24 protein-coding genes are annotated in these 25161 nt (G+C 41.3%); 20 read left to right on the top strand and 4 right to left on the bottom strand.

Translation table 11 applies throughout. From position 1 onward, the window contains the following. Positions 1-17 precede the first annotated feature (17 nt). The 5 genes from pyk to rlmN all read left to right on the top strand — a co-directional run bounded on the left by pyk (position 18) and on the right by rlmN (position 5029). On the top strand, positions 18-1448 hold the full coding sequence (gene pyk / locus QOL44_RS00410) for a pyruvate kinase (RefSeq protein ID WP_009062092.1): 1431 nt from the start codon (positions 18-20) through the stop codon (positions 1446-1448). Between the two features lie 17 nt (positions 1449-1465). Next, the gene (locus QOL44_RS00415) at positions 1466-2317 is read left to right on the top strand and encodes an SDR family NAD(P)-dependent oxidoreductase (protein ID WP_009062094.1); all 852 of its coding nucleotides are present in this window, start codon (positions 1466-1468) and stop codon (positions 2315-2317) included. A 99-nt stretch (positions 2318-2416) separates the two neighbouring features. Next, positions 2417-3160 (top strand): alpha/beta hydrolase, encoded by a 744-nt coding sequence (locus QOL44_RS00420; protein WP_009062096.1) that lies wholly within the window; start codon positions 2417-2419, stop codon positions 3158-3160. Positions 3161-3335: 175 nt separating this feature from the next. Beyond that, positions 3336-3905: a dCTP deaminase gene (gene dcd, locus QOL44_RS00425; RefSeq protein WP_009062098.1), complete on the top strand. Its 570-nt coding sequence runs from the start codon at positions 3336-3338 to the stop codon at positions 3903-3905. Positions 3906-3940: 35 nt separating this feature from the next. Beyond that, on the top strand, positions 3941-5029 hold the full coding sequence (gene rlmN, locus QOL44_RS00430) for a 23S rRNA (adenine(2503)-C(2))-methyltransferase RlmN (RefSeq protein ID WP_009062100.1): 1089 nt from the start codon (positions 3941-3943) through the stop codon (positions 5027-5029). Between the two features lie 48 nt (positions 5030-5077). Here rlmN and QOL44_RS00435 read toward each other — a convergent pair whose 3' ends face one another. Next, complete coding sequence (locus QOL44_RS00435; RefSeq protein ID WP_009062102.1) at positions 5078-5422, bottom strand: DUF3088 family protein; 345 nt, start codon at positions 5420-5422, stop codon at positions 5078-5080. Between the two features lie 32 nt (positions 5423-5454). After that, on the bottom strand, positions 5455-7086 hold the full coding sequence (locus QOL44_RS00440) for an outer membrane beta-barrel protein (protein ID WP_283401185.1): 1632 nt from the start codon (positions 7084-7086) through the stop codon (positions 5455-5457). Between the two features lie 189 nt (positions 7087-7275). Here QOL44_RS00440 and QOL44_RS00445 point away from each other — a divergent pair, with 189 nt between their 5' ends. The 15 genes from QOL44_RS00445 to mscL all read left to right on the top strand — a co-directional run bounded on the left by QOL44_RS00445 (position 7276) and on the right by mscL (position 23567). Further along, on the top strand, positions 7276-8676 hold the full coding sequence (locus tag QOL44_RS00445; protein ID WP_079199453.1) for an NfeD family protein: 1401 nt from the start codon (positions 7276-7278) through the stop codon (positions 8674-8676). A gap of 469 nt (positions 8677-9145) precedes the next feature. Beyond that, entirely contained in the window at positions 9146-9289 is a 144-nt protein-coding gene (locus QOL44_RS00450; RefSeq protein WP_153300086.1) for a hypothetical protein, read from the top strand. A 244-nt stretch (positions 9290-9533) separates the two neighbouring features. Continuing rightward, the gene (locus QOL44_RS00455; protein WP_134391402.1) at positions 9534-9896 is read left to right on the top strand and encodes a hypothetical protein; all 363 of its coding nucleotides are present in this window, start codon (positions 9534-9536) and stop codon (positions 9894-9896) included. 62 nt (positions 9897-9958) lie between these two features. Then, positions 9959-10429 carry an NfeD family protein gene (locus QOL44_RS00460; protein ID WP_009058019.1) on the top strand — a complete coding sequence of 157 codons (471 nt, stop codon included), beginning with the start codon at positions 9959-9961 and terminating at the stop codon, positions 10427-10429. A 13-nt stretch (positions 10430-10442) separates the two neighbouring features. Then, a complete protein-coding gene (gene floA, locus QOL44_RS00465; protein ID WP_009058021.1) occupies positions 10443-11489 on the top strand; it encodes a flotillin-like protein FloA in 1047 nt (348 codons plus the stop codon). After that, positions 11461-11994, top strand: a complete 534-nt coding sequence (locus QOL44_RS00470; RefSeq protein ID WP_009058024.1) for a hypothetical protein — start codon at positions 11461-11463, stop codon at positions 11992-11994. The genes floA and QOL44_RS00470 overlap by 29 nt, the downstream gene beginning before the upstream one ends. Before the next feature lie 68 nt (positions 11995-12062). Next, positions 12063-13478: an efflux RND transporter periplasmic adaptor subunit gene (locus QOL44_RS00475; RefSeq protein WP_009058026.1), complete on the top strand. Its 1416-nt coding sequence runs from the start codon at positions 12063-12065 to the stop codon at positions 13476-13478. Between the two features lie 6 nt (positions 13479-13484). After that, the gene (locus tag QOL44_RS00480; RefSeq protein WP_009058029.1) at positions 13485-16694 is read left to right on the top strand and encodes an efflux RND transporter permease subunit; all 3210 of its coding nucleotides are present in this window, start codon (positions 13485-13487) and stop codon (positions 16692-16694) included. A gap of 329 nt (positions 16695-17023) precedes the next feature. Further along, positions 17024-17233, top strand: coding sequence for a hypothetical protein (locus tag QOL44_RS00485; RefSeq protein ID WP_045086432.1), 210 nt, complete (start codon positions 17024-17026; stop codon positions 17231-17233). A 1411-nt stretch (positions 17234-18644) separates the two neighbouring features. Then, positions 18645-18953: a DUF883 family protein gene (locus QOL44_RS00490; protein ID WP_045086430.1), complete on the top strand. Its 309-nt coding sequence runs from the start codon at positions 18645-18647 to the stop codon at positions 18951-18953. 1262 nt (positions 18954-20215) lie between these two features. Then, positions 20216-20917 carry a MotA/TolQ/ExbB proton channel family protein gene (locus tag QOL44_RS00495; RefSeq protein WP_009058035.1) on the top strand — a complete coding sequence of 234 codons (702 nt, stop codon included), beginning with the start codon at positions 20216-20218 and terminating at the stop codon, positions 20915-20917. Between the two features lie 36 nt (positions 20918-20953). Further along, positions 20954-21370: an ExbD/TolR family protein gene (locus tag QOL44_RS00500; protein ID WP_009058037.1), complete on the top strand. Its 417-nt coding sequence runs from the start codon at positions 20954-20956 to the stop codon at positions 21368-21370. A gap of 645 nt (positions 21371-22015) precedes the next feature. Further along, on the top strand, positions 22016-22381 hold the full coding sequence (locus tag QOL44_RS00505; RefSeq protein ID WP_009058039.1) for a DNA polymerase ligase N-terminal domain-containing protein: 366 nt from the start codon (positions 22016-22018) through the stop codon (positions 22379-22381). A 316-nt stretch (positions 22382-22697) separates the two neighbouring features. Further along, complete coding sequence (locus QOL44_RS00510; protein WP_134373027.1) at positions 22698-23177, top strand: NUDIX domain-containing protein; 480 nt, start codon at positions 22698-22700, stop codon at positions 23175-23177. A gap of 33 nt (positions 23178-23210) precedes the next feature. Then, positions 23211-23567, top strand: coding sequence for a large conductance mechanosensitive channel protein MscL (mscL, locus tag QOL44_RS00515; RefSeq protein WP_009058041.1), 357 nt, complete (start codon positions 23211-23213; stop codon positions 23565-23567). Between the two features lie 146 nt (positions 23568-23713). On the opposite strand, the gene QOL44_RS00520 is transcribed toward mscL, so the two are convergent. Both QOL44_RS00520 and QOL44_RS00525 read right to left on the bottom strand, forming a co-directional pair. Then, positions 23714-24304 carry a hypothetical protein gene (locus tag QOL44_RS00520; protein WP_228343183.1) on the bottom strand — a complete coding sequence of 197 codons (591 nt, stop codon included), beginning with the start codon at positions 24302-24304 and terminating at the stop codon, positions 23714-23716. A gap of 41 nt (positions 24305-24345) precedes the next feature. Next, complete coding sequence (locus tag QOL44_RS00525) at positions 24346-25104, bottom strand: inositol monophosphatase family protein (RefSeq protein WP_009058043.1); 759 nt, start codon at positions 25102-25104, stop codon at positions 24346-24348. Positions 25105-25161: the final 57 nt, after the last annotated feature.

The following is a 25161-nucleotide window of genomic DNA, read 5'->3' on the forward strand; positions in this document are numbered from 1 at the left end:
GAGAGGGGGCAACAAGAATGATTCCATTTAAAAATTGGAAACGTCGAACTAAATTAATAGCAACTCTGGGACCGGCCACAGAATCAGGAGAAACGATTTTTTCCTTGATAGAAAGTGGAGTCGATATTTTCCGTTTCAACATGTCTCATGGGAAGCCTGATTGGGTGAGAGAGAAGGCGGCTCTTATTCAGGAGTTTTCAAGAAGGCTTGGAAAATATGTTGGTATGCTCCTAGATACACAAGGACCAGCCATCCGTACGGGTGATTTGCCCGATCAAATGCAATTGAAGCCAGGAGATATCTTTACTTTTACTGTTCGAGGAGAAAAGGTGGAGGATCAGCATTCCGTTTCCGTCAATTATGATGACATTGTCAATGATATCCAACTTGGAGATGTCGTTCTGGTGGATAACGGAAATATTAAAATGAAAGTAATCTCGAAAGAAAAGAATTTTTTGCGCTGTGAAGTGTTGACTCCAGGGGTTATGAAAAGCAGACGGCATATTAATATTCCTGGGGTTCGGATTAATTTGCCACCATTGACTCAAAAAGATCTAAGGGATATCCAATTGGGAATCGAGTGTGGAATGGATTTCTTTGCCTTATCTTTTGTTAGGGAAGCGAATGATTGTGATTTGTTACGTCAAATTCTCATTTCGAAAGGATCCTCCGGAAAAGTTGTTGCTAAAATAGAGGATCAGCTAGCCATTAAAAACCTCTTCCAAATTATCGATTCTTCAGATGCCATTATGATTGCCCGCGGGGATTTGGGCATAGAATGTCCTTTTGAAGAACTGCCTATTATTCAAAGACGGATCGTTAAATCCTGCATACAGAAGAGAAAACCGGTTATCGTTGCCACACATCTTCTTGAAAGCATGATTATGAATCCTGTACCTACCCGTGCTGAAATTACAGATATAGCCAATGCCGTTTATGAACAGGCTGATTGTCTCATGCTATCAGGAGAAACAGCTTCGGGGAGATATCCTGTAGAATGCATTAAAATATTGGATCGTGTGGCTGTGAGAACTGAAAAAAGCGGTGGGGCAGGATATGCTTCCCTTGTTGAACTTTTGGGAGACGAAGAAAAATTAGCTAAAACAGCCGTTCATCTTGCTGATGATGTTGGGGCTCCAGCTATATGCGTGTTCACTCGTTTTGGATTTTTAGCAAGTTTAATCGCAGGGCTTAGACCTCGATACTCTGTGATCTATGCTTTCTGTCCAGATGAAGAAGTGTGTCGAAAACTCACCTTAAATTATGGGGTAGAACCTTGTTATGTAGTCTTCCCCAAAAGCCAGGAAGAGAGCATCGAATTGGTCGAAAAATTTTTAAAAACAAAAGGCATAGAGAGTGGTCAGAAAATTGTCTTGATCTCCGAAGTGCCTTTAAAAGGCGAAAGAGACCGGTTTATATTACTTCATCAACTTCATTATATTGAATAATTGAATTCCTACCACTTATGAAATCTTTCAGAGGAATGACCGCCTTGGTTACTGGGGCTTCTTCTGGATTAGGTTCTGAATTTGCTCGTCAGCTTGCTCAGGAAGTAAGTCAGCTTTTGATCACTTCTAGAAGAGCTGAGCGTTTACATGCTCTTACTGAAGAACTGCAAAAGCAGTCGCCTCATATCCGAGTTTTTTCTATTCCTGCTGATCTAAGTTGTCAAAAGGGGAGAGAAATTCTTACTGATTGGTTAGCTGCAGAAAAGACAGAAGTGGACATTTTGATTAACAATGCGGGCTGTGGAGATTATGGTCCTTTTGAAGAGTGTCCATTCGAACGAGTGCGTTCGCTTCTGGAACTTAACATTGTCTCTTTAACTTATTTAACTCGGTTGGTTCTCCCAGATATGCTTAAGAAGAAAAGGGGGATTATTATTAATATCGGTTCGATCGTCGGCAGAAAGCCTCTTCCGACCTGTGCTGCCTATTCTGGATCCAAAAGCTATGTTCATGCTTTTTCTGAAGCCTTAAGATGGGAAATAGAAGGCAGCGGTGTGACTCTGACTGTCATTGCTCCAGGGCCGTTGGAGACGGAATTTTTTATGAAGGCATCCAGAAAGGGAACGGATACAAAACCTTTTGTCCCGCCTTTTATGTGGGTACCTTTAAAAAAAGTGGTGCATGAGTCTTTGATGGCGGCTAAAGCAGGAAAAGCTTTTTACGTTCCTGGCTTCTATACCCGTATCGCTTCTTTTTTGCATTATCTAACCCCTTCTAGTTTGCTGCGATATATTTATCAGCTGATCTTACCTATAAAATGTCGAAATAATTCTTCAAAAGATGAAAAAATTACCTGTAGCTTGGACTAGCTAAGGAATAGGTTGTGTTTCCTTTTTATTATCGCAGCCTGCTAAGGATCTTTTTAGAGAGTCTTGACACTCAAAGTCTCACCCGTTAAAAAAGGAGCTATGAAACATTCAATTCCTACTGAAATTCGTAACGCCCACGGTGAACGGTTGGATTTTGTGTATATTCCTGGCTCAGAAGAAAACAATACATTGGTAATTATTGCCCATGGGATTACTGCACATAAAGATCGGCCAATGCTTGTCGAGTTATCAAATCAACTAGCAAAAAATGGAATTCATTCTCTCCGCTTTTCCTTTTCTGGACACGGAAAATCTGAAGGCAAATTTGAAGAATTTACTCCTACAAAAGAAGTTGGGGATCTGCAATCAGTTATTGATTCCTTGCCTGGATGGCGTTATGGATATGTCGGGCATAGTCTTGGCGCTGCCGTAGGCGTTCTATTTGCTAGTAAAGATCCAAGGATCTCTTTTTTGATCTCCTTGGCGGGAATGGCTTATACAGCTGCCTTTGCTCAACGAGAATTTGGAAATGTTATCCCGGGAGAAGGGTGCATGTGGGACATGCCTGAATTTCCTCTTTCTAAAGCACTTATAGAGGATATGAACCGGATCGATAATGTAAAAGAGGCCGCAAAAAAGATTCGAGTACCTTGGCTTTTTATCCATGGTCTTGCAGATGATGTTGTTCCTCCTCAAGATTCACGAGATTTATTTGCTATTGCATCGGAACCGAAAAAATTGATTGAAATCCCAGGGTGTGATCATCTTTTCCCACCGCCTCATGACGCGTTTATGGCTGAGGCGGTTGTTAATTGGTTAAAAGAACTCCGATTAATATCCTAAGTATTCTATTGCTTTAAAGTAAGGAGAAGAGGATGGAAGGTCCAAGCCCTTTCTTCCTACCAGTCAGTTAATTAACGTTGTGTTTGTGAATTAAAAACATTATGAGTAGGTATAATGTTCAATTGAATCATGGGGGTTCTATTTATTCAAAATAGATGTAAAGGAAAAAAAGAAAATGGGCGTGCACTCTGATGATTGGATCCGGCAGATGGTAAAAAAAAATCGAATGATTGAGCCTTTTGAAGAATCGCAGGTTCGAAAGAAAGCAGATGGCTCTCTGGCTATAAGTTATGGTCTTTCAAGTTACGGTTATGACTTAAGGGTTTCTAGGGAGTTTAAGATTTTTACTAATGTTTTCAATACAGTTGTCGATCCTAAGGCTTTTGATTCTCGTTCTTTTGTTGAGATCGAATCAGACTGTTGTATCATTCCTCCTAATTCTTTTGCTTTGGCTAGAAGTGTTGAATATTTTAGAATTCCCAGGGATGTTATAACCATCTGTCTTGGAAAATCCACTTACGCTCGTTGTGGCATCATCGTCAATGTGACACCTTTCGAACCTGAATGGGAAGGGTATGCTACCCTAGAAATTTCCAATACTACCCCACTACCAGCAAAAGTCTATGCTGAAGAAGGACTTGCACAGGTCATTTTTATCCAAGCCTGTGAACTCTGCTCGACCTCTTATGCGGATAGAAATGGGAAGTATATGCGCCAGCAAGGCGTAACGGTTCCAAGATTATAATTTGATCTTTCTTTTATTTTCCTAATATTCTAAATGTGAAACATATTCTTGATCAATTCCCCTCTGAATGGGAACTTTTTGATTCCCTTCCTGAATATCGGAAAACCCAGGTCTTAGATTGGATCTTCAAAAAGAAAGTCTTTTCTTTTTTTTCCATGACCAACCTCCCCTTACCACTCAGAGAGAGGCTTTCTGAAAACTATGTGATCAAAACATTGGAGCTAGAAAAAGAAAACGATTCTCAAGACGGAACAAAGAAGTTTTTATGGAAACTTTCTGATAGCCATTACATTGAGTCAGTCCTAATCCCTGCTTCGGATTGTATAGAAAGTTCGAGACGTTTGACTCTTTGTGTTTCGACCCAGGTTGGTTGCCCTTTAAAATGCGGATTTTGTGCCAGTGGGCTTTTTGGGTTTAAAAGAAATCTTAGCTGTGGCGAGATTGTTGAGCAGGTGCTTCTTTCAGAAGCAATTGCTAAAGAAAGAATAAGCCATATAGTCTTTATGGGCATGGGGGAACCCCTTCTCAATTACGAGCAACTTATCCAAGCCATTCGATTGATTACCTCTTCTTGGGGATTGAGCATTAGTCCAAGAAGAATAACAATTTCCACAAGTGGCATCGTCCCTAATATCCTACGATTGGCAAACGAATCCTTACCATTCCGGTTGGCTATTTCTTTGCATGCCACCACCGACGAATTACGAAATAAGCTGATGCCAATTAATAGGAAGTACCCATTGCAGGACCTTTTAAAGAGCTGTGAGGTATTTTGTTCTAAAAGAAAACAGAAAATCACTTTAGAATATATTTTAATTGCTGGAGTAAATGATCGGATGGAGGATGTTGAACGACTTGCAAAGATTGCCAAGTCCTTGAAGGCCAAAGTTAATCTTATCGCCTACAATCCTGTATTGCAGATGCCATGGAAGACTCCAAACAAAAAGGAGATCATGACCTTTTTCCATAAACTACAAATAAAAGGCGTACAAGTCTCTCTCAGACAAGAAAGAGGAAGAGATATTGATGGAGCTTGTGGACAGCTAAGACTCAGACAGATTGAAAGCCATTTATTAAAAATAGATGAAAAGCCTTTTTCTCAGGACTTGCTCATCGCCGATTAAACAGGAAACAAACTCCTCATTCTTCTAGCTTTCCCATTCGTTTCATTATTAGAAATGTGGTCTTGGGATTTTGAACTCCTTAGAAAGATAAAGGCCTATTTCTTCAGGTTCGTTTAGGAAAAACTTATCCCCATATTTTTTCGCTTGAAAAGGAATAGATGGATCCAGTGGATGGTCAAAAATAATAACTGGACAGGATTGGTTTTCCTCTCCAATTAGGTCGATGATTTCTTTTCTAGGTTTTTCAAAGGAAACATAGCAGACTTTTAAACGGTCTTTTAATTGCGGATAAGTTTTTAAAACCCCTTCAAAGATCATACAATAAGGACAATAGTAAGGATCGCCTGGTCCATCATAAAATCCAGGCTTTAGCAAGTACAATATTGGTTGCATATAATATCCTTTCCTTTCAAAAAATAACCTACTTAGAAGCTATAGACAAATTCCAAGCCTACGAAGTAGACCGGTCCATTGGAGGTTCCTAGGAGGGCGGTAGGACTGCCCGTTGGGTTTTGGAAAGGAAAGCCGTAGTAGCCCAGCACCCCTCTGCCCCAATCCATCCTGTACTCCAACCGGATCATGAAATTATCAGCCAGATCAAACGCAAGCGTTGCCGTGTACGCCCAAATGTCGGTGGGGGCATTGTGTCCAGCAAGAATAGAATTCCATCCTGACTCCACCCAGTCCGCACGCTGGGCAATACTGATTATGTCCGTAATTTGGTACTTCATGTGGACGGCAGCTCCATACCAGTTCGAAGGCCCACTCGATAAATCGACTGGCAGCCCGCTGATGGCTCCAGGCACCACCGTCACATTGTTGTTGTAAAAACCCCCTGTAAATTCAAAGCCTAACAAGAGCTTGTCCCGGGCAAACTTCGGAGCCCATGATCCCCACAGATCCCCAAGAAAAAACGCATTGTTCTGGTTGAAGGGGCCTTCTCCCCTGATCCCCTGCGCTATCCCATAGGGCTGCGCTACCCCATTGATCGGAGAGGCGCCAAAGCCCGGCGGATTGACCCCATTAAACCCATACATTAGAGTGCCGCTCAGCGTCGCATTCTTCCCTTTGGCCTCCCATTGGCTGTTCAAAAACAATAAATAGGCATCGCTATTGTTGATCATGTTATTGATATAGCCAAAATATTCCATCCCTCCCCTCGACACGTTAAAGCCCCCATCGGCTATCCCAAAACGGCTCGTCCATTGGTCATCCCACCGGTAAATCGCTTGCAGTCCTGTAAGGGTGGTCGGCAAAAGATTCGCAAACAAAAGCCCATAGGTAAAATCCAGGTTCACTGGCCGCTCCACTACCTCGTAGCCAGCCGGATCCACAAACTTCCCTATCTTTATGTCCAACCCATTGCCTATAGGCGCCCGAAAAATCACATACGCTTGCTCTAACCAAAAGCTGGAGGTGTTAAACGAATACCAAGAACTAGAAGGAACTCCTAAGCCAGTGATCGCATCCGGTGCCCCTACTACCGCATCCTGTCCCACGATAAGATCGGCCCTAAAGCCTGCCTGCCACCGGTTCTCTTCCGTTAGCGGCTTCTCTAAGGCTAGCTTAAAGGCGTTCATGTTAAAGCCGCCCCCAGGAATCGCATCCACAGGCTCTCGACCAGGAATCGCCGGATAGCCTTGGGCAAAGCCAGCCGTGTTGGTCGGCCCTACATAACCCGGCGGAGGAACAAAACCAGGCACTCTATTAAAAGCCGGAGCGTTGATAAAATTGTAGGTATAGCTGGCGTCCACATACCCACTCAGCACGATCCCCTTGGTGTTCGCTTGCACCGGTATCCCCTGGTCCTCTAGCTTCTTGGTTAGCTCCTCAATCTGCTTGTTCTTCTCTTCAATCTGTGCAGATGCATCAGAAAGAGGATCAGGATTGGATTTGGATTTTTCTTTTTTAAGGGCCTTTTTTTTAGTCGAATGAGAATTTTGCGAAGAAGTGTTATCGGCGATGGCTCTAATCGAAAAAAAAGAAAAGAATAAAAAAATAAGTAAGCTAAAACAAAAAGAGGCAGCAAAGAAGCGGTTGGTAAAACTAAATTTCACGGTGAAATCGATCTTTTAAATAATCAAAAAAGACCACCATATTGTCAATAAGTAAAATAGAATGTATGGGATTAATGAGCATTGAACTTCAGAATAAGCAGTTGAGCAAGTTAAATATGGCTAATTAATCTCAAAAAAAAGCGCAATTATATTCTGGAATTGCAAACAAATGGCAACCTCCGAGTTGGAATGATATACGGAAAGTTAGGAGCTATTAGTTTATTGTTTTTTCTTTTTTGTTCATTTCTTAAGGCACAGATAGTCAAGGATGGGAATAAGCTTGTCTATGTGATTCCTATTAGGGATGAGATTGAACAAACTATGGTGTATGTGGTTAAGCGTGGAGTAAACGAAGCGATTAAAAGCGGTGCCATAGACTTGATTATTGATTTAAATACCCCAGGGGGACAAGCGGAGTCGATGGAAAAAATCATTCAGCAGATTGAACGTTTTCCATTTCAGGAAAATACTTTTGCCTTTGTAAATCATAAGGCCTATTCTGCAGGTGCTTTTGTGGCAGCTGCCTGCAGGCATATTTATATGGCTCCGGGTTCGGTTATAGGTGCAGCAACCCCTGTGATGTTTTCTCCTCAAGGTGGCATACAGAATTTACCGGAAAGTTATGAGAAAAAAATTCTTTCTGCCTATCAAGGATTGATTCGAGCCATTGCAGAACGGCACGGCCATAATCCAGCTGTTTTTAATGCCATGGTAGACAGAGATAGTGGACTTGTTATAGATGGCAAAGAAATCCTTCCTAAGGGAAAAGTCTTGACCCTTACCGATACAGAAGCCATTAGGCAGTATGGAAATCCTCCTAAACCTCTTTTAGCCGAAGGCATTGTTCCTAGTTTAGAGCAATTGGTCGAAAAAGTTATAGGTACAAAAGCAATAATTATCCAATTGAAACCTACCGGCTTCGAAAAAATAGGCAGGATGATGACCATGCTAGGTCCCCTTTTTTTGACTCTTGGGCTTCTGCTAGCCTATTTAGAACTTCAGACTGGGGGCATAGCTTTAGGAATCCTTAGTCTTTTCTTTTTTTCCCTTTATTTTTTGGGCCATTATCTAGCAGGATTAAGTGGTTTTGAGCCATTTTTCCTTTTCCTCTTGGGTGTTTCTTTGGTTTTGGCTGAGGTTTTTTTCTTTCCTGGATTAGTTATCCCAACTCTCATGGGGCTCTTAATGGTAGTCATAGCAATACTAACGGCATCGGCAGAAAAATTGCCGACAGAAAATGTGGGAAGTTGGCTTGCTAGGATGAGGGAGGGATTGATATCTTTGATAATTGCTATAGGTTCAGCCTTTCTGCTTATATTTGCTTTTTCCCGTTTTATTCCAAAAAGAGTTTCGATTGCGTGGAATAAAGAGCCGCAACAAAAGAATGAGCGGACCGACGAGCTGTTTGTTGGGATGGAAGGACAAGCAGTCACAGTCCTTAGACCAAGTGGTTTGGGAAGATTCAAGGGGAAGGTGGTAGATGTCGTAAGTCTTGGGGAGTTTATTGCTGAAGGCACTCCAATTCGGATTGTTCGAATCGAGGGGATCCGGATTGTTGTCGAAGCAGTGGATGTAAAGAGTAAAGAATAGTTATTGCTATTGTGATGCCGTCCAGCAATCCATAGACATGGCGAACATCTATTCGTCAAAGAAGTTTAGCGCGCTGATCGGTCGGAGCCTCAGTAGGCAGTAGCGCAAAGCGGCGGGAAGGGGAGTCGCCCGAAAGAACTCTCTGCGGGTGATCGGCCAAAAGGCGAGGAGAGCGCCGCACAAGCACGTAGGCCAGAGTTTCCAGAGCCGGACAAAAGGGGATCTGAAGGATCAGTGGGAAATGCTAGAAAGGTTTTGTCTGGCCCAAGGCAAGACGGTGGATAAGCGGCTCGAGGATGGAAAGCAGCGGACTAAACTCCAAGAGAAAGAATTTCCTCACCTCTGATGGAGGGAGGGTACAGGGTGAGCCCTTCGATGGTCATGGTGGCTCGCACGGGCTGGCTGGCCTGGTTCGGTTTCGGATGGCCCCTAGAAGTTGTGCTAGTCTCATGGAATCAAAATCCCCGACATGAACGGGCAAATCCCTCTCTTTGCAGGGAAAGATGACCAAGGAGCTCCTTTCGACCCTTCCCTGCTTTCCCAAGCCCTCTTTACGGGTTGCGCAAAAGAAAAGACAAGAGGTCATAGAATCAGCCAAGGAAGCCGGATATGACGATGCGCCGAACGATTCAGATGGAGGGTCTGCTGCTAAAATAGAAAAAGCGCCAGATGCTAGAGGACTTTGGCCTACGCTACGCAGCCGAGAAGGAGCGGTTTCTTGTCTATTATTCTGACTTGGACCATTTCGCGGAAAGCTTCTCACGAACGCAAAGAGCGTGATCGGATAACATCATCTGGATGTAAAAGCCTAAGCGGGTAGTCAGCAAGAATGTGGAAGGTAGCCCTCCAGGATGCCTATGAAACAATCAAAAATGGTTGTAGCTTTGATGGTAAGGATTGGGTCAAAAATCTATAAGAAAGAAAAATGGACAGAAGAAGAAAAGAGATGGGCTTTCTGGGTATTAAATTCTCCGCAGCGGATCGCTTGTGTGTTAGGAAAAAGAAAGCCGCCCGCTTCTACATTTCACCTCACAAAAGAGAGGCAAGAGGCCATCCTTTTCAGGTTACGAAAGGACTTACAAAAGGTAATCGGCAGGCTGCTAAGAGTGAGGGAAGCTAGATCTATTCTGTATGATGAAGAAATGTATTGGACTTATGAAATGGTCTTAGCGATCCCAGGGCCTCCCAGTCCAAAATTAAGGCGAAAAGAACGAACTTGAGTCAGGCCTAAGGAAGTCTCAAGTATATTTTTAGGAACAGTTAAATTAACTGAAGCCATGCGGTGAAACTCTTGCTTTTGATATTGATTATTACTGGTGGTCTTGGGCTTTTCTTTGAATCTTTTTTTCCAGGCTATATTCTGGCATTATTAGGTTCTTCTTTGTTGTTGTCAGCTATAGTCTTAGGTTTTGTCTTTTATGGTCTCATGGGAGGATTCATAGTATTTGGGATTGAACTTGTCGTCTTGCTCTTGATCTTTTGGTTGGGGATCGTAGTTTTCCCCAAGACTGGGCTAAAAAAGAAGATGGAGCTTTTGGTGACAAATAAGGAAGAAGAAGGCAATGAGACCAATTTGTATCTAGGAAAAGAAGGTAGATGCGAGTCTCCATGCAAGCCGCATGGTTTTGTTCGCATAGATTCAAAAAGAGTAGAGGCAGTATCTGAAACAGGATATATTGAAGAAGGAGTAAAGATAAAAGTGGTAGGAATCAGGGAAGGGAAAGCAATTGTAAGAGCTATAAAAACTGAATAGCTTTTTTTCATTAATGATACTAAGCCTGTTAAACAATAAACAAGGGGATTTTGTGATTAGCTGGATTTTGATTGTCTTTTTACTCATTGTTCTGCTGATTGTTGCAGCAATCCTATTCAATTTTATTGGATTATGGGTAAAGGCAATGATTACAGGAGCTGCTGTCAGCTTACTGAATCTCGTTGCCATGAGACTTAGAGGAATTCCTCCCTCGTTGATTGTTAACACAAGAATCACCGCAGTCCGTTCTGGTCTATCTATTTCCACAGCTCAATTAGAATCCCATTATTTGGCAGGTGGTAATGTGGAGCATGTCGTACGAGCATTGGTAGCAGCGGATAGGGCGGGGATCCCCTTAACATTCAACAGAGCCTGTGCCATTGATCTGGCAACCATAGGAACCGGGAAAAGTGTATTTGAGGCTGTTCGCACAAGCGTTAATCCTAAAGTAATCGATTGTCCTTTTCAAGTTGGAGGGCCAACCTACATTGCAGGGGTAGCTAAGGACGGAATAACAGTAAAAGCCAAAGCAAGAGTGACCGTTAGAACAAATTTGGAAAGATTTGTAGGAGGAGCGACCGAAGAAACCATTATTGCTCGAGTAGGAGAGGGCATAGTGACGACCATAGGAATGGCTAATACGTACAAGGAAGTATTAGAACATCCTGATCGGATATCGAAGATAGTGCTTCAGAAAGGATTGGATTCAGGTACAGCTTTTGAGATTTTATCGATAGATATTGCTGAAGTGATCATAGGAGATAATGTAGGAGCAAAACTTCAAGCTGAGCAGGCAGAAGCAGATAAAAGGGTAGCACAGGCGAAAGCAGAAGTCAGAAGAGCGGCCGCTGTAGCTCTAGAACAGGAAATGAAGGCTAAAGTCGAAGAGATGAGAGCCAAAGTGGTGGAAGCTGAGTCTCAGATCCCCTTAGCCATTTCTGAAGCTTTTAAAAAAGGCTATCTTGGAGTGATGGATTATTATAGGTTGCGTAACATTCAAGCAGATACCCAAATGCGGGCTAGTATTTCAGGTGAAACATCTTCTACAACTCCCCCTTAACAGACTACTTCTCAAACTGCTTATGAAAGACTTCGTCCCTTTCCTCTTTTTTCTCCTTCTTGTCGCTTTACAGGTGTTCTATGGATTGAGAAGAGGGAGGAAAAGTAAGACTTCCTCTAGCCGTGTTCCTTTTCCTTGGGAAAAAGAGAAGCAGCCACCGGAGGAAAAACACTCCACTTCTATGGCAACAAAGGAAGAGAGTATCAAGGAATCAATACCCCTCCCCTTAGAAAAAGAGTTGCCTGTTATTTTTCCAGCGAAAGAAATAACATCCCTGAAAGAAGCACCCCTCCCAAAGGAGATATTGGGGAAAAAAGAGGACTGGGATATTTTTTCATACGAGGAAAAGAAACCAATGGAAAAAGGGATTTCTAAAAAAGAGCTGGTGGCCCTTCTCAAAGAGACCAGTAATTTAAGAAAGGTGGTGATCTTAGCTGAAATTATTGGCCCTCCTCTTTCCATTTCAAGCAGGGAAAAGGGAATGTTTGGGGACAATGATTTGTAAAGAATATTTGTAAAGAATAATTACTTAGTTTGAGAAAATAGTTGTTGTACAGTAAGACATTCTTGGTCATGGGCAAAAGAAAAGGCTTGCAGAATTTCTTATTTTTCTTTGGCATCCTTCCTTTCTTTTTTTGGTTTTTTCTCCGCACTATTCAAGCAGAAGAAAAAAAGGGAGACATTCTTTATTATACTTGCACGATGCACCCCAGCGTCAAATCAAAAACTCCTGGAAAATGCCCTATTTGTTCGATGGACCTAGTGCCCGTTTATGCTTCCAGTTTTGAAACAAAAGCTGAGCAAAAGATTCCAAAAGAAACCCCGGAAGCCTCTCCCTTTTTTATTCCTCCAGAAAGGCTTCAGGCTATTGGAGTAAGGACCGAGGAGGTACAAGTCCGAAAGTTAAAACTTGAAATTAAGGCACCAGCCATTGTTTCAATCAACGAGTCAAAAATTTACGATATTAATGTCAAGGCGGGCAATGGGTATATTATCAAATTATATGCCAACTATGTAGGCAAGCATTTTTCCAAGGGGGAAACACTGGCAACTATATTAAGCCAGGATTGGGTTCAGGCGCAGATGGATTATATAAAGGCTTATAGAGCATGGCGGAGGAGCCTTTTAGTAAAAAAAGATAATCCGATACTGCTCGATCAACAATTTTATCACATTCGTGCTAGACTGCGTGTTTGGGATCTTAATGAGGATCAAATAAGGGAGCTTGAAAAATATGCTTGGTCGATGTCTGTCAACGATGTGCGAACAGCAAAGGGTATTCGTGGAACGTTTGAGCTCCGTTCTCCCATAGAGGGGCATATCCATGAAAAAAATGTTTATGAAGGGATGTATTTTACAGCCGGCCAGTCCTTACTCAAGATCGTTGGTCTACAAGATGTGTGGATTTTGGCTGAACTACCAGAAGATCAGGCTCGATATATTGCAATTGGTCTTCCTTGTCAGATAAGCTTCCCTGCTTTGCCAGAAAAAACATTCGAAGCCAAAATCGATTTTATCCAACCCCATTTTGCTGAAGAGACTCGCCGATTGCAGGTGAGGGTTGTTCTGCCTAACCCACATCACATTCTGCATCCAGGGATGTACGCTGATTTTAAAACAACAATAGATTTTGGCACTAGGCTTGCTGTAGCTGAAGATGCGGTGATCCCCACAGGAGAACGCTACGTAGTTTTTCTCGACCATGGGGGAGGCCACTTGGAGCCAAAATTTGTGGAAATTGGAGATAAAATAGAAGGCTATTATATTGTCCGAGGGGGGGTAAAAGAGGGGGATCGAGTGGTCAGTGGAGCCAATTTTTTGATCGATGCAGAAGCCAGGGTTCAGGGAGCCTTAAAAATATGGAGTAGCGATCATTATCCCATGAAAGAGAAAAAAGATTCAGGAGAGAAGCAAGAACCTCAACAGATGCCTCCTTCCCATATGCATGGAATACCTCATTCCCATATGCATGGGATGCCAGGCATGTAAATATCAATGATCAGCCGGATTATTCATTGGAGTGGAGAAAATCCATTTGTGGTTCTCCTCTTTGTTTTCTTTAGCCTTTGTCTGGGTCTTTATTCTGTTGCGCACGTGCCTCTTGATGCCATACCTGATCTTTCCGACGTTCAAGTGATTGTTTATACCGAATGGCCTGGGAGAAGCCCTACTCTTGTTGAAGATCAGATAACCTATCCGATTTCAACTCGTTTTATTTCTGCTCCGAAAGTCAAATTCGTAAGGGGAGAGTCGATGTTTGGGAAGTCTTTTGTCTATGTAATTTTCGAAGATGGAACAGATCTTTACTGGGCAAGATCGCGAGTTCTTGAATATCTGAACTCGGTTCGATCATCTCTTCCCGCTAATGTCAATCCGACATTAGGTCCCGATGCGACGGGAGTGGGCTGGGTTTATGAGTATGTTCTCCTAGATACATCGGGCAAGCATACGCTCTCTGAGCTCCGTTCTTTTCAGGATTGGACATTACGGTATGCTCTCTCTTCTGTTCATGGAGTTTCGGAAATAGCCAGTTTTGGTGGGTATGTTAGACAATATCAAGTAAATATCGATCCTAACAAGCTTTTGGCCTATGGGATCCGTTTTGATGAGGTTGTTCAGGCAATACAGAAGAGTAATCAAGATGTGGGAGGGAAAAGCCTAGAGGTTTCTACAGTCGAATTTTATATACGAGGCAAGGGGTATTTCAGGAATTTAGAAGATATCAGCCAGGTGGTCGTTAAAAGGGATAGGCAGGGTTTTCCTGTTGTGGTGAATCAGTTGGGAGACTTGACGATTGGAGGAGATATTCGTTTTGGAGTCACTGATTATAACGGCATTGGAGAAGCTGTCGGAGGCATAGTCATCATGCGATATGGTGAGAATGCACTCCAAGTGATCAATGGAATAAAGAAAAAAATTAAGAGTCTAGAACCTTCTTTCCCCCAAGGGGTCAAATTGGTGCCTGTGTATGATCGATCCGAACTAATTTACAAATCGATTGAAACATTGAAAAAAAAGCTTTTTGAAGAATGCCTTATCGTCAGTGCCGTCTGTGTTGTTTTTCTATGGCATTTGCGTAGCTCATTAATTCCTATTTTTATGTTGCCAGCAGCTGTTATCTTGTCTTTTATCCCTTTTTCTAGTTTCCATCTGACAGCTAATATCATGTCTTTGGGTGGCATAGCCATTGCCATAGGAGCCATGATTGATGCAGCCATCATCATGGTGGAGAATGCGCATCGTTCGCTTGAAGAATATAGGATATTGACCGGCAATGATCCCAAGGGGAACATCCGAAAAGAGTTGCTACTGAAAGCCTCGCAAAATGTAGGCAGACCCCTTTTTTTCTCTCTTCTTGTTATTACCGTTTCCTTTCTGCCAATCTTTGCTTTGGAGGCTCAAGAAGGCAGATTATTTAAGCCACTTGCTTTTACAAAAACTTTCTCCATGTTTTTTGCTTCCCTCCTCTCTATCACACTTGTTCCAGCTCTCATGAACTACTTTATCCGAGGGAAAATCATTCCTGAACAAAAAAATCCTATCAACCGGTTCCTTTTTTTTCTCTATAAGCCTGTTCTTGAACAAGCTCTTAAACATAGAGTTATTGTTTTGGTTCTTGCTCTGCTAATACTTCTCTCTACTTATTATCCATTATCCAGACTGGGCGCGGAGTTCATGCCTCCTTTAAACGAAGGAACAATCCTTTATATGCCGACAGCCGTTCCTGGAATAAGTATTTCTGAAGCGGAGAGGTTTCTCAATCTTCAGGATCGTTATCTAATGACATTTCCAGAAGTGGAATCGGTTTTTGGCAAATCAGGACAGGCAGATACTGCCACCGATCCGGCTCCTCTTTCGATGACTGAAACGATCATCAATTTAAAACCTAAAGATCAATGGAGAAAAGGAATGAATTGGGATAAGTTGATTGCTGAAATGAATCAGAAACTCCATTTCCCTGGGGTGGCGAATGTGTTCTGGATGCCTATTCAAACACGAATTCAAATGCTGACCACAGGGTTTCGCTCCGTTTTGGGGATTAAAATCTTTGGTAAGGATCTTGAGGAGTTGAATAGGCTTGGAGAAAAAATCGAAAAAGTCTTGCTAGAGATGCCTGAAACAAGGAGTGCCTATGCAGAAAGAATTGAGGGAGGAAATTATATCGATATCATTGTGCGCCGAGATAAACTGGCCCGTTATGGACTGACTGTCGAAGACGTTAACCAAACAATAGAGGGAGCCATTGGAGGGAACACGGTGACTACCACCATCGAAGGGAGAGAACGATACCCTGTAAATGTTAGATACCATAGAGATTTTAGAAAAGACGTGGCTTCTCTTTCAAGGATTCTTGTTCCGCTGCCACCTCAAGCCTCGCTACAGAAACAAATGTCTGGTAATCCGACAATGGCTATTGCTTCCTCACAAATTCCCTTAAGTGAAGTGACAGACATTCGCTATAGACAAGGTCCCCCACTTGTTAGAAGTGAAAATGCACAACTGGTGAATTTTGTTTTTGTTGATACGCCTGCGAAGGATTTAGTGGGATATATTAAAAAGGCCGGACAAAAAATTGGGACAACGATCTCCTTCCCACCCGGTTATTACATCGAATGGGCCGGTTCTTATGAATATTTTCTTCGAGCCAAAGCTAAATTTTCCCTGCTTATTCCGTTGACTTTGTTTATCATTTTTGTCTTGATCTATTTTAATACCCATTCTTTAAAGAAAACTCTTATAGTGCTTCTTGCTTTTCCTTTTTCTCTAGTGGGAGCGTTTTGGTTCCTTTATATCCTTAATTATAATTTGAGTGTAGCAGTTGCTGTTGGTTTGATTGCTCTAGCGGGAATCGATGCGGAAACCGGTGTGATTATGCTACTTTATCTTGATCATGCTTTCATGGAAGCAAAGAAAACGGGGAAAATGGGATCGATGGCCGATCTTTTAGATGCCGTTAAGGAAGGGGCAGCAGGAAGAATAAGGCCCAAAATAATGACTGTTTGTGCAATTCTTTTTGGCCTTCTACCTATTTTATGGAGTCAAGAAACAGGGGCGGATGTGATGAAACGGATCGCCGCTCCCATGGTTGGGGGAGTCATCACCTCTGCCTTATTGGAGTTGATCATTTATCCAGTTATCTTTATATACCTTGAAAAGCATTCCATTAGCCAATCCCAAACGGTTGCTGAAAAGGCTCGCATTTAAAAATAGCTTTCGGTTGTAAGCAAGCTGAATAAGCTCTCAAAAGCTAGCAATTAAAGCAATATTTATCCCTTTGGGTAAAGTGCGGGAAAGAAGGCTATACTGCCCCTCCTCTGGTTTTCCTTAGTTTTTAAGCGATCACTGATTAACAGGAATGTAACGAGCATGTCCCCCTTCTTTTTAAGGTATTCAGTTCGTTAGCAAGTCCTCCGCCACCAGAGAGGTAAACCAATACCTTAGGCCAAAAAAGAGCGTAATGACTAGTTATTGGTATTATGATGCCAATCTGGTTATAAATGCATGGCGAACCGCTATTCGCCAAAAAAAAGACAATGAATGATAAATGCAAGAAAGTGGTTGCGAGGAGATTGATTGGACTGGGGTTAGCGTTTATCGGGTTGGTTGTTGCCGCCATGATGACGGGCGGGAATGATAAGGCGCGTCGAACCCTCCTGCAAGCACCGATGCGATTGCTAAGACAAGCGGAACATCGCTGGAATATTACCAGGATGCGAAGAACGAAGCGAAAAATGGAAAGGTAGTGGAAATGCAACCTACCGCAGCGGACGTAGGTACTGCTTGGTATCTTAAGTTTCTAACAGCAAAAAAGTGCTTAGGATATGCCCGCACATCCTCTATAAATTGATGTTAAAAGTAGCAGGGTGTAAAGACGCCTGTGGCGTAATCCAATAAGCACCAACAATGTAAGGAAAATCCGCAAGCATAACCTGGGGGATAAAAAGCGACCATTTCGGTTGCGCAAGGGACAGGCGGAATTAGGGTGGTGGATAAATACAAGCCTAAATCCTCTTCTTACATTACGAAGACCTTCAGTACTTGTTTTTTGAGGATCTACATATATATGGGAAAAGCTCCAAGTAAAGAACTTTCCAGGCGTATCCTACCAATGTGCAAGCTGTGTGCATCAAGAGCGAATCGAATTGTTGGTGCCTGCGGAAGGTTCCTGTCTGAAGAAAATCTATCCAGCCTATAGCTCTCGGGCTTTGTCCCCAGTGTGGGTATGTCCATCCGAAGAACTGCTAGGGGGATAGGTTTGTGTGCCGTCATGGTGGGCATATGAGCTATGCGGATAGGGTTGGCGCATACCACCTCAAAAAAAGGATCGGAGATTGGGAGATTCTTTCGTGGACACCGCGGAACCGGCTCCTTACAATTCTATTGGAGTAACAACTGCCAACCGGCCGATTGGAATCCTGATGAGAGGGAATTTTCCGAGGCGGAGGACTTTAGGCACCGGAATCATGTCGGTTGTAATGGATACGGCGAGATGCAGGTTACAGCCTGCTCCCTCGGAGAACGAAACGGTCTTGGCAATCCCAGGTCATCTTGGTCCAAAACCATGTCAAAAGAATGAATTTGGATCAGGCGTAAGTAAGTCCTGAGTGTGTTTCTAGGAACAGGATTATAAAGCTATCAAGATTGATATTCGCTTTACATTTCCAATGCTATCAGAAGGTATTCTGACCATTTGAGTCGGCAGTAGAAATAACAACAAGAACCGCTAAGCTGAATACTCTAAAAAGCTTTATTCATACAAGGATAGACGATTTTATCCGCTGATATAACTCGCTCTAAAAAGTGCGCCTGGAAGAGCAGTACATAGTGCTTGCGAATAACTCTAAGAATTTTTCTTTGGTGCTTCTCCAGCTTGTAGTCGATTTTATGCTGGTAACAGCCAGAAGCTTGTGAGATATGGCTACCAGCATATTTTCTTCTTACAATTTGGGGGTGTCACAGCAGCTAAGACTATACAATAGTATTGCTTAATGAGTAAAAGGAGATCTAACCTGGAAAAGAGCCTGTCACAAGTCAGGAAACAAAGAAAATGTTTTAAAAAGTAACAATAATACCAAGCAATTTATATGCGAAACCTTGTCAATTTGCCTTGGAATGTGCTATTGTTTTTTTCACAACAATTAGAACAGGAGAAAAATGATGAATGAATTTGTAACCAGGGAAAAATTAGTTAACGATATCAAAGCTGTACTTCATGATGCTGATATTCTCCTCAAAACGACTGCGGGTGATATTGGAGAAAAAACAAAGGATGCCATTGACAGGCTAAACACCAAATTAAATTCTTTAAGAGACTACTTAAGTAATTCAGAAGATTGGCTTGTCGATAAAGCAAAAGAAAGAGCGAAAAATACAGATGAAATTATTCGAAAAAATCCTTACCAATCGATAGGAATTTCATTATTGGTGGGTATTGCTATTGGCATTATCCTTGGCAGAAAATAGGTAGCCTTGTCGGTCTTTTTGTTGTTTTTGAAAAACCGATAAGAGAAAACCATGTTTGTTTCTATTAACAAAAGAAATACCTAATAGTTTTATTTGGCTGCAATAAATGAGCTTTTCTTAAGCAAAACAGTGAGCGGGAAATAAAAAAAATCGAAGAATTAAAGTTTGCTAGTCGAATTAATGAAAGAGTCTAGTAGTTTCTCTTTTTCTAATCTTCTTAGGCAAGTAGCTTTTTTGTTTTTTTACTGAATTTTTTTCTTTCCTTCTTTCAGCAAGAGCCTTTTAAGGAGGCAGCCTCTTTGTTCTTTGTGTCTGTTTTCACTTTGAGATCGATTTTCATTTTGTTAGGCGTTGGATAGGGTGAACTTATTTTCTATCCTGAAAATCCAGCACTTCGTCTTTGACAATTCTTGGCTTTTGACTTTCTCCTTTTGTATCTATATCTAGCAAGAAAGATAAAGATAAATAACCGTCTTTCCTGAAAAGAACCGTAAAGGAATTTTTAAACATTTTTAATCATCTAAAGCAGGACCTAAAACTCCGGAACTGGCCCATGCTCTATCTTCTCTATAAATTCCTGTTTGACTTGAAAGCTTAGGCATCCCGCCATTCCCTTTCTCCTCCCCTGTTTCTGACCTTTCTTCCCACTTTTTCTATTTTTGTTAGAAGAGAGGTGGGAGAAAGCGTTGTGGTATTAAGAAGAAGCCAGTCGTAGAGTCATATCCTGCAAAGAAAAGCTTTCCCTCTTCCCGCTGTCGTGGTGGCTATGTAGTTTTGGTTCCTAAGCGTGACCTCCTCCCACCTTTAAAAGCGTGGGATTCCTCTTTCACCGAAGGAAACTTACACGAATAGCAGGGTTACTCCCCAGTATCCGTGCAGCGGTCTCCTTCTCCAGAGGCGTTAGTTCGGACCGGTCCAGCCCTACGGCCAGGTATTATACCACAACCCTTAGACATTTCCAACTGAATGAAGCCGCCTCTCATCCACTCTTAAAAGTGTGGGCTTTCCCAGCGTTCTCTCGTAAAACCCTTCTCACTTGAGCCTTCCTCTTCTCTTCTCTATTTTTCCGTTAATCTTTTTTTGCTTGCTTCGGAACCTTATTATTAATTATAGTAAAATCGTCTATTGATTCTGTATTAAATAATATGGGCTTTTGGGCAGGGATTTGGTGGAATACGATAGAAAAGACTTGATTTATTTTATAAAACTGTATTTTTCTTAAGAACATTTCTTCTATTTTTTTTACAATTATTTAATTGCTTATGATTCAATTTTTTTTAAAAGGCGGACCAATCATGTGGCCAATTCTGGCCCTATCCGTTATAACTCTTGCTGTCATATTCGAGAGATTGCTTTTTCTGATAGAAATAGCTCGTAATAGAAAACGAAAGCTAGTGACGAAATTCCTAGAACTTGTTGGGCAGGGAAGGTATGAAGAGGCGTTAACTATAGCTGAAAAAAGTAAAGATTATGTGCTCAAAGTCTTGCAAGAAGGGTTAAAGCATAAAGATGGTGCCTTAGAAGATGCTCTGCTTGATGCTGCAAGCGAGCAGCTGGAAAGATTTAATAAGGGACTCGTTGTTCTTGATACAGCAGTGACTCTAGGGCCGTTATTGGGGCTTTTAGGAACAGTTACTGGGATGATGCATGCTTTTAGTATTGTAGGCTCTGGAGAAATTGCGGGAAAACAAGCCGCTATTACGGGAGGTGTGGCAGAGTCTTTGATTGCTGTTAGCTTTGGTCTTGCCGTAGCCATTGTAGCTATCATTCCTTTAAATTTTTTCAGTGCTCGAATGGATAGAGCTAGAAGAAGAATAGAAGAAGCTTCTACGCGTCTTGTTTTGCTTTTAAAAGGCCAGATAGAGGCAGAGGGGACAGCTAGCAGACATACCATTGGAAATCCTTCTTCTTTGGAAGGAATGTCCAATTCCAAAATTCAATCGAGTTCTTCGGTGTTGCCATAAAGACAATAAGTTGCTATCGTACTTGCACGTTGAAATATGCAAATAGTATCTCCTAGAAGAAAAAGACCTAGACTAGAAATCATTCCTTTTATTGATGTGATGTTTTTTTTGCTAGCCACATTTATGATGGTTTCCTTAGCAATGATTAAAAATGAGGGTCAAACCGTCAATTTGCCATTTGCAAAAAGTTCATCTTCTATCGAAAGGAAAGAAAAAGAAACAACCATTACTATCACTGATAAAGGAGACATTTATTTTAATAAAGATCAAGTTTCCATAGAAACTTTACCAGCAAAAATTATGGAATTAAAAACTCAAGACGCAGATCCAAGAGTTTTTCTAAATGGTGACTGCAAGGCAACATTTGAAAAAGTAACGGCTGTGTTAGATTTGATTAGAAAACAGGGCATAACCAAAATAGCCATTCAAACGACAAAAGAAGCCAAAAAATAATAGGAAGAAGATTTTTTGGAAGCTTTGTATCTATTCCTTTGTAATCTGAAGCCTAAGGGAATCTCTCGAGACTCAGTCCAGTTTAGTACTGGTGGATAAAAGGATGAAACTACCGGCTGCCTATCATTAGGCGTAGATGCTAGAAGACGTCTGGACGTGCGCTTCAGAACAATATTTGAAAAGATAAGAGATCAGGATTGCATTCCCAATCCGTTCATTCCAGGTAAAAAAAGCCAAAAAACATTTAAGGATCGGATATAATTTTCCCGATCCTTAAATGTTGAAATGGCAACAAATATGTTGCTAGATCCTCTCTAGAGGCTTCCTTATTTCTGGATTGAAGGCCAGAGTGCTAGAATGCTATGAGCAGTCACAATCTTTTCCCTTGTGTACCGCACAATCCTCTTTCTTTGCACACTTATCTTCACAGCCACATTTGACTTTCTTTTTTGCAATTTCTATGGACTGTGATGCAAACAAAGAAGAAGCAGAAATTAAAGAGAGGGAAACAAAAAGAATTGAACTTAATTTAAATAGGTTTTTCATTCCGCAAATTAATAGAAGAAGAGCGACAAAAGTCAAGGTTTTTAGGAATAAAAAGCAAAGATCAGTGCTCATATAACTTTATTTCGATAAAATAGATAAATGAATAGATTTGTTATCCAGGAGCATTATGCGCGCCGGCATCATTATGATTTGAGACTAGAAAAGGATGGAGTGCTGAAAAGCTGGGCAATTCCAAAAAGTTTACCATTGCCTGGTGAAAAAAGGCTAGCGATTCAAGTAGAAGACCATCCACTGGATTATATTGGATTTGAAGGGATCATTCCTCAAGGAGAATATGGAGCCGGAACAGTAACTATATGGGATCAGGGAGAATATGAGCCGGTAGAATGGGGAAAGGATAAAATTCTTTTTGTTCTTCACGGAAAAAGATTAAGAGGAAAATATGCACTGATCCATCTAAAAAAAACAACTTCTAGCCATTGGTTATTTATGAAAATAGAGTAATGCATGAGAGGCTAGAGATGATTTTCGAAGAAAACTAGATTGAAAGCGTAGTCCCGCTAACAACATGTCTATGTAGACCCTAATGGTGGCAGGAAGTAGGTCTCTCCGAGCTAATGGTTGTGGTGAGGGGTTGGGTGCTCATTAAATGTCTATGCAAAACCTTTTGACCAAAGCAAAATCTCCTTGATGAAGCGTGAGGAGAAGGGCACATTGTAGAATGCCCCTAATAGATTCGTCTTCCCGGATACAACACATTGGGCTGCGTCCAGAAATACCTCGATTTGCACTGACAACAGACTGTGTTGTCATCGGATTTATGCCTGATACCTTGCATCTGCTACTTATTCAAAGGCAAAATCCACCTTTTCAAGGCATGTGGGCTTTGCCAGGAGGTTTTGTTGAGGAAAATGAGGATTTGGAAGAAGCAGCCATACGGGAACTTAAGGAAGAAACAAACATAAACGCCCCACAGTTGGTTCAGATTGGTGCATTTGGAAAGCCTGGCAGAGATCCTCGCGGCAGGGTTATTAGTATAGCCTTTTTATTAGTGATGCCTTTTGAGAATCTCAAGCCAACTGCTGGGGATGATGCCAAAAATGCCTGTTTTTTCCCATTGAATCAATTACCCATCCTAGCTTTTGATCATCAATCCATTATTGCTCATGCCTGTCAAAAGTTGCTGTTTCTCTTAAACGGAGAAAAAGAAGATAACCCTTTTGCTTTAGAAAAAGTTGATAAGAAAGTGCTTCAAAAAATATTAAAAGAAGCATTAGAGAAGATTTCTAGAAAGATTTAGCTATAGAGTAAGCCCAAAGAATAAAAAAGATTTATGCAAAGCTTTTTGAAAGAGTTTAAAGAATTCGCTTTCAAAGGCAATGCTATAGATATGGCTGTGGGGGTTGTTTTCGGGACAGCTTTTAATCAAATTGTGAGTTCTCTTGTTAACGACATTATCATGCCTCCACTTGGAGTACTTATAGGGGGAGTCGATTTTAAAAATCTCCAGTTAGTCTTAGTCCCCATACGAAAGGACGCTTTTGGGGAAACCATTCCTGAAGTAGCTATTCATTATGGGCTTTTCATAAATGCCATCGTGCAATTCTTTATAATTTGCTTGAGTGTTTTTATAGCTATCGAATTTGTCAATAAAATGCTTGCTATTCGTCTCTCTCGAAGAGACCAATAAGAAGAAAAAGGCCTCTCTGCTGCTGAGTAAAAGATTGCTGCATGCTTTTTTGTGTATAGTTTTGCCTTGAATGAGTAATTCGTTCTAAAGGGCTCTCTGCTTATATTTTTTTTAAGGATTCAGGGTAAGGATATGGGCGTAGAAATCTAATGGGACAGGTTAGGGGGAGCAGATGAAGTAGATTTTTTAGGAATGTTTTTGCTCATATCGATGATTTGATAGCCTTTGGGTGGTTCGAACAGTTCTGGAGGTTGTGGACCTTTTTGGTAATTAATCCAGTCTACAACATTTTTCCCATCTTCGCTGCTAAGACGGATGGGCGAGCGATTTTCTTTACTAATCCAAAGGAAAGCTTTTCCAAAAGAACCAACCACATCAAATTTATCGCAAACGATCTCATTTAGAGTTTCTGTTCCTTCTGGAGTAATATTGTTCAGGGTGTTAGAAGTAATAGGGTCTTTCTCTTTCAGTTCTTGTGAATATGGGATGACAAAACAAAGTTTTCGATTGGGCATGAGGCTATAAATGACACCTAGATCGGATCTGTAAATCATGATATTTTCCTTTTCTCCTTCCAGCAGCTCTAGCCTCATCTTCTTGTCGTCAACAAATACTCTTTGTTTTCTGGGTGGATAGCCTTCACCATGGATGATTTGCAGAACACTAAATTGTGTGTCTTCTTTGAAAGGAATACCTCCAAATGTCTTAAAGCATAAAAGCAAAAAAAGTAGCTGCATACTCAGCATGCATGCAATTTGTGGAGACATAGAAAACCAGGTTAATCAAAAGTTACAAAATCGAGATTCAATGATCCATTAGTTGCTTTGAGGGAAAAAGTTTTTCCTTCAATAATAGGTTTTGTCGTAATTTTGCCTCCAGACTTTTCTACGAGCAGAATGCCTGCAGCAATATCCCAAATTTGAATTTGTTGCTCAATGTAAAAATCCAATCTTCCACAAGCTACATAAGCGAGGTCTAGGGCAGCCGATCCTGTAAATCGGATTTTTCTGACTTTTGGAACGAGATTAAAAAAAAGGTCTGTGGCTTTAGCAATGGTTTCTTTTGTCCGAGAAAAACCGATCACTCCAACCGATTCTGAAAGAAAAGACCTTTGACTGGATTTAATTACTTTTCCGTTGAGTTTTGGATAACCAGGTTCACTTGCCGTGAAAAGTTCTTCTCTAATTGGATCGTAAATGACGCCAGCAATGGTTTTCCCTCTTTTTTGAACAGCTATGGAAATACAAAAATGGGGGATTCCATAAGTAAAGTTCACCGTGCCATCAAGGGGATCGACAATCCAACATATTTCAGAATCTTTAGAACCTATGGATCCTTCTTCGCCAATAATTTGATGTTCAGGATAATCTTTTAGAATGGAGGCAATAATTTTTTCTTGGGCAAGATTATCAAGTTCAATCTTAATATCATGAGAGAACTTTTCAGAAATTTTTATATCCGTTTCGAAATGACGCCGAAGAAAATCTCCAGCTTCCAGTGCCGTTTCAATAGCGGTAGAAAGAAAATCGTTGGGCATGGCTGTGAGAAAGGTTTGCTTTTGTTGTTTTCTTTTTAAAGATCTATCCGTTGTGTG

It is taken from the genome of Candidatus Methylacidiphilum fumarolicum, assembly GCF_949774925.1.
GTDB classification, from domain to species: Bacteria; Verrucomicrobiota; Verrucomicrobiia; order Methylacidiphilales; family Methylacidiphilaceae; genus Methylacidiphilum; species Methylacidiphilum fumarolicum.